Source organism: Ruegeria sp. Ofav3-42, assembly GCF_022347725.1.
Lineage (GTDB): Bacteria > Pseudomonadota > Alphaproteobacteria > Rhodobacterales > Rhodobacteraceae > Ruegeria.
The window spans coordinates 21046-28154 of sequence record NZ_JAKRGB010000028.1; the positions used below are offsets into that span (position 1 = coordinate 21046).

General features: G+C 54.4%; 8 protein-coding genes. 3 read left to right on the forward strand and 5 right to left on the reverse strand.

The window, feature by feature from the left end; genetic code table 11:
* Nucleotides 1–3 precede the first annotated feature (3 nt).
* The 5 genes from MHN28_RS23535 to dctP all read right to left on the reverse strand — a co-directional run bounded on the left by MHN28_RS23535 (nucleotide 4) and on the right by dctP (nucleotide 4612).
* Complete coding sequence (locus MHN28_RS23535) at nucleotides 4–330, reverse strand: hypothetical protein (protein WP_239345332.1); 327 nt, start codon at nucleotides 328–330, stop codon at nucleotides 4–6.
* A complete protein-coding gene (locus MHN28_RS23540) occupies nucleotides 327–1481 on the reverse strand; it encodes a Xaa-Pro peptidase family protein (RefSeq protein ID WP_239345334.1) in 1155 nt (384 codons plus the stop codon). The genes MHN28_RS23535 and MHN28_RS23540 overlap by 4 nt, the downstream gene beginning before the upstream one ends.
* A gap of 153 nt (nucleotides 1482–1634) precedes the next feature.
* A complete protein-coding gene (locus tag MHN28_RS23545; RefSeq protein WP_239345336.1) occupies nucleotides 1635–2930 on the reverse strand; it encodes a TRAP transporter large permease in 1296 nt (431 codons plus the stop codon).
* A 1-nt stretch (nucleotide 2931) separates the two neighbouring features.
* On the reverse strand, nucleotides 2932–3543 hold the full coding sequence (locus MHN28_RS23550) for a TRAP transporter small permease (protein WP_239345338.1): 612 nt from the start codon (nucleotides 3541–3543) through the stop codon (nucleotides 2932–2934).
* Nucleotides 3544–3607: 64 nt separating this feature from the next.
* Complete coding sequence (gene dctP / locus MHN28_RS23555; protein WP_239345340.1) at nucleotides 3608–4612, reverse strand: TRAP transporter substrate-binding protein DctP; 1005 nt, start codon at nucleotides 4610–4612, stop codon at nucleotides 3608–3610.
* A 143-nt stretch (nucleotides 4613–4755) separates the two neighbouring features.
* Here dctP and MHN28_RS23560 point away from each other — a divergent pair, with 143 nt between their 5' ends.
* The 3 genes from MHN28_RS23560 to MHN28_RS23570 form a co-directional block, all read left to right on the forward strand.
* A complete protein-coding gene (locus MHN28_RS23560; RefSeq protein ID WP_239345342.1) occupies nucleotides 4756–5511 on the forward strand; it encodes an arylmalonate decarboxylase in 756 nt (251 codons plus the stop codon).
* A gap of 43 nt (nucleotides 5512–5554) precedes the next feature.
* Nucleotides 5555–6250 (forward strand): GntR family transcriptional regulator, encoded by a 696-nt coding sequence (locus MHN28_RS25175; RefSeq protein ID WP_239345344.1) that lies wholly within the window; start codon nucleotides 5555–5557, stop codon nucleotides 6248–6250.
* A 554-nt stretch (nucleotides 6251–6804) separates the two neighbouring features.
* Nucleotides 6805–7109 (forward strand): transposase (locus MHN28_RS23570; RefSeq protein WP_239345346.1); only part of this gene is annotated, 305 nt, incomplete at its 3' end.

Genomic DNA, 7109 nt, shown 5'->3' on the forward strand with positions numbered 1-7109 from the left:
AGGTTATCGCTTTTGAACGGTCAGAGCCGGAGGTATCGTGCCAAGGTCGATCTTGCGAAGGACTTCCAACTCGTCCAGCAATTCCTGAAATCCGGTAATTATGCCCAGTTTCGGGTCTACAAGCTCGTCTATTTCCGCATTACTCCAGTCGTGCGAAGCCATCTGGCAGCAGATACCTGTCAGAGTCTCTTTTTTCAGTTTTTGCATGTTACCCATCCACGCAGGTTCCGATGAAGCCTCTGGCGCGCCAATACGCGCGCCGGAGTTGTGCGTAACAGTTGCGGCAGTTCCGGCGTTTGGCAACGTTGGGTCTGCCGTCTGAAGGCTCATTTACTGAGCAGGATCTCACGCGGATAGTTGGTTATATAGTCGAATCCGGTTTCCGTCACGACCACCGAGTCTCCGATCCGGCCGGCAGTGACTCCATCTACCGAAATGCCGCCATCGACCGCAAAGGTCATGCCCGGCTGCAGCACGGTCTTGTCACCGGCTTTCAGCTCTGGCGCTTCCAGGTAAGCTACACCGATGGATCGACCGGTGCGGTAGCCGGTTTCATAGCCACGCTCCTGATAGACTTCGTTGGCGGCTGCAGCGACATCTTCGGCCAGAACGCCCGGGCGGATCGCGTGGATCGCGGCTTGCTGCGCGTCAATCGCGGCCTGCTGCACTTCACGGTCCAGGTCTTTCACTTCACCGATGTGGAACATGCGGTCAAAACCCAGCTTGTACTGTTTGAACTGCGCCATGTTGCAGAAGCAGAAATAGACGGGATCAAACTTTTCATAGGCTTTCACACCGGCGCGACCATGCACCATCGAGGTATTCTTACCGCTTTGCACAATCTGCAGGTTATGGATCATGGGCGAGACAAAGCTGTCCCACCCCTTGTCGGTCAGGAAAGTTGCCGCTTTGCGCGAACCTGCATCAATCACCGCCAACGCGCTCTCGTATTCCTGCGCGCCTTCTTTCAAGGAATTATGCGCCGCAAGCATCATCGCGCCAGCGATCTCTCCAGCCTGTTTCATCACCTCGATCTCAAAGGGTGACTTGATGGTACGCATCGCGCCCAGCACCGGTGAGATATCTTTGAGCGGAACGCCCGGATACGTCTCGTCCAGATGGTTGCGGACAATTGCAGGGATCGAACCCTTTTCAACCCAGATCTCGGATGGTTTCTCACCCAAAGCACCGGCCAGCGCCCGACCCCACGTGCGTTGTCCGATATCTTCCCAGGTACGCACATCCTCGACCCATGTCATGGCGTCGACCATTTCCGACTCCATCAACGGCGTTATGACGACGGGAGAGGCATCCGCGTCCACCACCAACACAGTGGGCCGCCCGAACTCGATCCCCAGGTAGCCCCAGAAACCTGCCAGATAGGCCATCGAGCTTTCGTCGGTAAACACGGCCTTTTGGATGCCTGCATCCTTCATGCGGCTCTGAAGCTCGATAGTTCTTTGTTTTGCGTGTTCAAGCATGTGCCTTCATCCTTCAAGAAAAGCCAACGGCATGACACCAAAACCGATGGCTGGGTTGATCCTCAGGCGCGTCCTGCCATCTTGGCATGGACGACCATTTCTATTTTGAATTTCAACGCCGCCCGCCTTCCACGCGGGCGGCGTGTTCGCGCCTCAGTCGAGGAGACCTGGCAAGAAGAGAGCTACCGGCGGCACGAAGGTAACAACGAAGACCATCGGCAAGTGACCCAGCAGCAGGAACTTCAAGGTAGGGCCGACATAAGTGGACAGTGGTTGTCGGGTGACACCCCCGGCCATATAAAGCAGCGGTGCACAGGGCGGAGAGATGTTACCCAGACCCAGGTTCGTGCCGACGATGGCAGCGAAATGGATCGGGTCCAAACCAATCTTCTGCGTTACAGGCAGCAGAATGATCGCAGCCAGAACCCCACCCGATACATCGTCGATAATCATGCCCATGATCAGCAACAGCAGGTTGATCAACAACAGGATGACAATCTTGTTTTCCGAGATGGTCAGCAACAGATCGGCAAACTGGGTCGGCACCTTGGCCAAAACCATGCCGCGACTCATGACAAACAGGAAAAACAGAACCATCAGGATAGCGCCGGTCAGACGCGCGGCTTCGACGGTCGAGTCAAACAGCCTGTCGAAAGGCAATGTGCGATAGATCAACAGACCGACTGCCAGGGTATAGACCAGCGCCATCGAGCCTGCCTCGGTCGGCGTGGCGATACCGCTGTAGATGCCACCCAAAATGATTACAGGCATTATGATCGCAAGGCTGGCCCGTTTGCCCGTTTGGCCGATCTCTTTCACGGTGTCCGAAAAGGACAGTTTTTCAGCAACAGTGATGGTCGTGTTGTTGCGCAGGAACCAGAAATTCAGCGCGCAGTATGTAGCGGCCAACAATATCCCCGGACCCATTGTTGCCAGAAAACACTTGGCCACTGACTCGCGGATGGCGATCGCGAAGACAATCATTGGGATGCTGGGCGGGATCATCAGAGCCAGAACTGAAGAAACAGCAACAAGCGCAGTCGCATGACCCGGAGGGTAACCTTCTTTGATCATGCGCGGGACCATGATTTTCCCGATGGCCGCAATCGCAGCCGAGGCAGAGCCCGAAATCGCCCCGAACAGCGCACAGGTCACAACCGTGACCGCGCCCAGGCCACCCTTGGTGCGTCCTACGAAGGAATTGACGAAATCCAACAGCCGCTCGGATATCCCCGACGCGCCCATCAATGTGCCTGACAGGATAAACAGCGGGATGGCAAGCAGCGAGAAGGCACTGACTTGGGAATAGCCGAAACCGGCATGAAACGAGATGTCAGTACCCTGCAAAGTGCCGAAAACAAGCGCCCCGATGCCGAAGGCAAAGCCGACGGGCACCTCGATCAGCAGCAGGACAATGACGATTGCGATTGCGACGAAGAACAGCGTCATGTCATTCCCCCCCTTTTCCGGTGATCAGGGCCCGGGCTTCAAGGAAGATCTGCAGCAGCATATAGAAAACCATCAGCACGAAGCCGAAGACCATGCTGAGGTCCCACATGTATTTTGGGAATTTCATGTAAGAGCTTTTGCGGTTCAGGTTGATATTGAACTGCGCAAAGTCCCACGCGTATTTGGCAAAGACGACCAGAGCAACCAGACAAACAACCGATCCGAACAAACGGAAGGCAAGCAATGTCTTTCGATTCCGAAAAACCAGCGACATTACTCCACCTTCGATGTGGTCACGCTCGCGCGAGCAATAGGCCATCCCGATGAAATAGATCCACAAGGCCATCATCGGCGCCAGCTCCTCGATACCGAGGAACGGAGATGAAATGACATATCGCATGAACACTTGCGCGGCCATGACCAGGCCAAGTGAAATCATGGCGACAAACATGATGGCGCGCATCAACCACGCAACTTTGGCTTCAATCGAATAAAGACCGCCCAAGCCGCGATAGACAGGCAGTTCGCGATCTTCTGGCGCAGGCACCGGTATGATCGGCGACGGCACCAGGACATCGTCCAGACTGTCCGTGTGCAAGATATCCTTGGTCATTTTTCCTCCCATCCCCAAAAGGAAACACGCGCAAAGCCGGATTTGCGCGTGTTCGTGAGTGGCGTTATTCCACGCCGGCCGCCTGCTTGATGGCGCCCATCACTTCTGTGCCGATGATTTCCTCCATGTAGGGGTACTCAACGGCGACAACCTTGGCACGATAGGCATCAAGTTGCTCGGGGGTCAGTTCGATGACTTCAATCCCGGCCGCTTCGATCTGCTCGAACCATTTGGGACTTTCAGACTCGGCGTTTTCCCAAGCCCAAGTAACAGCTTCGTTGGCCGCTTCTTTAACCCAGCCTTGCTGTTCTTCTGTAAGACCATCAAACCATGCTTTGTTCGCTGTCCAGAAGGTGTGTTCGAAGTTTTCGCGCGTGAAGACGTAGGCGCTCAGCACGTCCTTGAACAACAGAACCTCGGATGGCGGCGAGTAGGCCCGGCCGTCAATGGCGCCGGTCTGCAATGCTGTATGCACCTCGGAGAACGCCATTGGAACGGCCGAGAAGCCGGTCGCTTTGTAGCGCTCGATCGCCATCGGCATGCCCGGAACGCGCATCTTGAAACCCTCGGCATCGGCCGGGAAGTCTACGGGAACGTCAACGCCCTTGCGCACAACGAAACCGGTGAAATCGGTCGGGATCGTTCCCAGCAGCTCCATGCCCAGATCGTTCATGATGCCGTTGTAGACGTCGTTCATCGTCGAACCGGGACCGTAGACTTCCTTGCCCGACTCCCAGTCGTTGGCGACATAGCCCAGAACGGACACGTCCCAGCGCGGGTCAAGCTCGGAATGGTTCCACGACATGGTCATCTGAACGGCACCTTGGGCGACCTGCTCAACGATCGACGTCCAGTCACCCAGATCACCGCCGGGGTGATACGAGACTGACATGGTTCCACCAGACAACTCGCCCAGCCGTTCGATGAACTGTTCGGATACTTTGTGGAAGATGTGCTCCTGATCCATGACGTGGCCCAGAATGATATCCTGAGCCGATACACTGGACGCGGTGAACCCGGCAAAGCCGAGCGCGACAGCACCAGATTTCAGAAATTTTGACACCAGCATTTACGAAGGTACCTCCCTTTGATCGAAACTCAGCCTGTGCTTGAGGAACTCCCAATCAGGCTGACGGGATAATTGACCTGTATACAGCTTTATGTCAATAAATGATTTATTGAGGAAATTTTCGCCAAAAATGAGGGAGGTGCATGCAGGTTATGCGAATTGATCTGGGATCCATGTTTGATGAGGGTCGCCACAAACGAGCGAAAATAGGATTCGTTCTGCTTGCGACCGAGCAGACAATCGAAGACGATATGATGGCATTGATGCCCGACGGCGTAGGTGCACATTTCGCCCGTGTGGCCATCCCGGACAGCATCACCCTCGACAGCCTGACCGCGGTCGGGGCCGACTTGGCTCGCGCTGCATCAACCCTTTTGCCGGATGGAAGTCTTGATGTGATCAGCTATGCCTGTACGTCCGGCAGTTTGGTTCTGGGAGAAGACAGCGTATTTCAAGAGCTGCGCAAAGGCGCGCCCGACGCCATCGCGACCTCTTTGATTACATCCGTCATCCACGCTCTCAAGACACTTGCGGTGGAAAAGATCGCGGTGTGTACGCCCTATTTGGAGGAAGTGAATCTGCAAGAAAAGCAGTATCTTGAAGACCGAGGATTTTATGTCACCAAAATACGTGGCCTAAATCTGGAAAAGGACAGTGACATGATCCGTGTACGCCCGGACGTGATCGAACAATTGGCCCATTCGGTAAATTCCGCGGCAGCCGAAGCTGTGTTCATAAGCTGTGGTGCCTTGCGGTCAATCGAAGTCATTGAACGGCTGGAAGACGCCCTGAACAAACCCGTAGTTTGTTCCAATCAGGCCATGGCCTGGGATGTGTTGCGCAAAGCGGGTGTAAGGGATCAGTTTTCAGGGTACGGTCGGTTGTTGAGAGACTACTGATAGGCAGCTAGCAACTGTCGAAAACACGCAAAGAGATCAAATCGTGACTATTTCAGATCCGGGAATTGCGGCGCCCTCAAAGGCAACTGTAGACGAGATCCAAGAGCAAATCCTGGAACGTATTTGCTTTGCGCACTACCCTCCGGGTGCTCAATTGAAAGAGGCCGTGCTTGCCAAAGAATTCGGCGTCAGCAGGACCCCTGTCAGAGATGCGATTGCGCGAATCGGGCATCTTGGACTGGTAGAGACACGCAATGGTGTCGGCACAGTCGTCATCGAGCTTTCAGCAGAACGTGTCCGCCATCTTTACGAGATGAGGATGGAACTTGCCCAGATGATCGGAACATTGTCGCCGATCACAATCACAGAGTACCACCGCGATGAAGCTCGTTCGATCTATGAAAACGCTGTTGCGCTGCGAGAACGGCTGGACTCTCAAGAATATGTAAAACTGAACCAACGACTTCAGACACTGATAACGTCTCTGATCGGAAACCACTCCCTGCGCGAATTCTGGAACCAGGCATATTTCCAGTCGTCCAGCGTCTGGCATCGCATGGAACAGATAGTTGGTGTTGTCGCTTACGACGCACTGGTTCAGGAAGCATCTGATTTGGCAAACGCGCTGGAGCGTGAAGACATTGCCGCTGTCGGGTTTGTGCAGAGAATCTACATCGGTTATGGCTTTCAACTGATTGAAGAACACCTGCTGAAGCCAAAAAATGAACGTATTTTTTGATCCAATTGCTCAATAACTACTGGGGACCTTCGTAGAAAGCCTGCAAAAAAGGCTTCTGCACATCACATTGTTTTGGCCCCTAGCACAACCGCCTTCTGGTTAGATTTTGAACCTTTGGGAGTAGGCGCACCTGCACCACCCAGGATTGAACTTTGGGTGTGTAACGAAACGGGAACGTCGCAGTTGGGTGATATGTGAAGCGATTTCTGGTTGAGTCACTCCGGCCCGTCAGCGTCTTCCCCGCCTTCGGGTACGTCCGAGAAACCTCATAAAAACTAGCGTTTTTCTTGCAGTGCTGAGTCGGCTGCGCGGCGTCGTGACAATCACCAGAAAAACCGTTGCGGAAATCATAGTGAGGTTGCATGGTGCATTCTGTCTATCCTGGTGGGGCCAGTTGCCATGCTCATCGGTTAAGCGAATGGAGATCGTGTCTCCCGCTCTCTCGTCGCGACAGGAGTATTGCTTTACAAATGGCCATATTTTGTTGAAAAGCTCTTCCTTGCTCAAGGGCTGAACTGCTGATTCAATTCCTGTAATGGAGGGGAGGATCAGCCATGATGGGACCAAGGCAAGAGGCACAGGCGGCGCTGTTCTGTGAATTTTCGCTGGAGGATCATGTCCCAGAAGATCACCTGCTGCGGTCGATTGATCGCTTTGTTGATCTGGACAGCATCCGCTCGTTCCTGACAGATTTCTACAGCCACACAGGACGCCCTTCGTTTGACCCGGAATTGCTGATCCGCATGTTGCTGGTTGGGTATTGCTTTGGCATCCGGTCCGAGTGCCGGCTTTGTGAAGAGGTGCACCTGAACCTCGCCTACCGTTGGTTCTGTCGTCTCGATCTGACCGACCGGGTGCC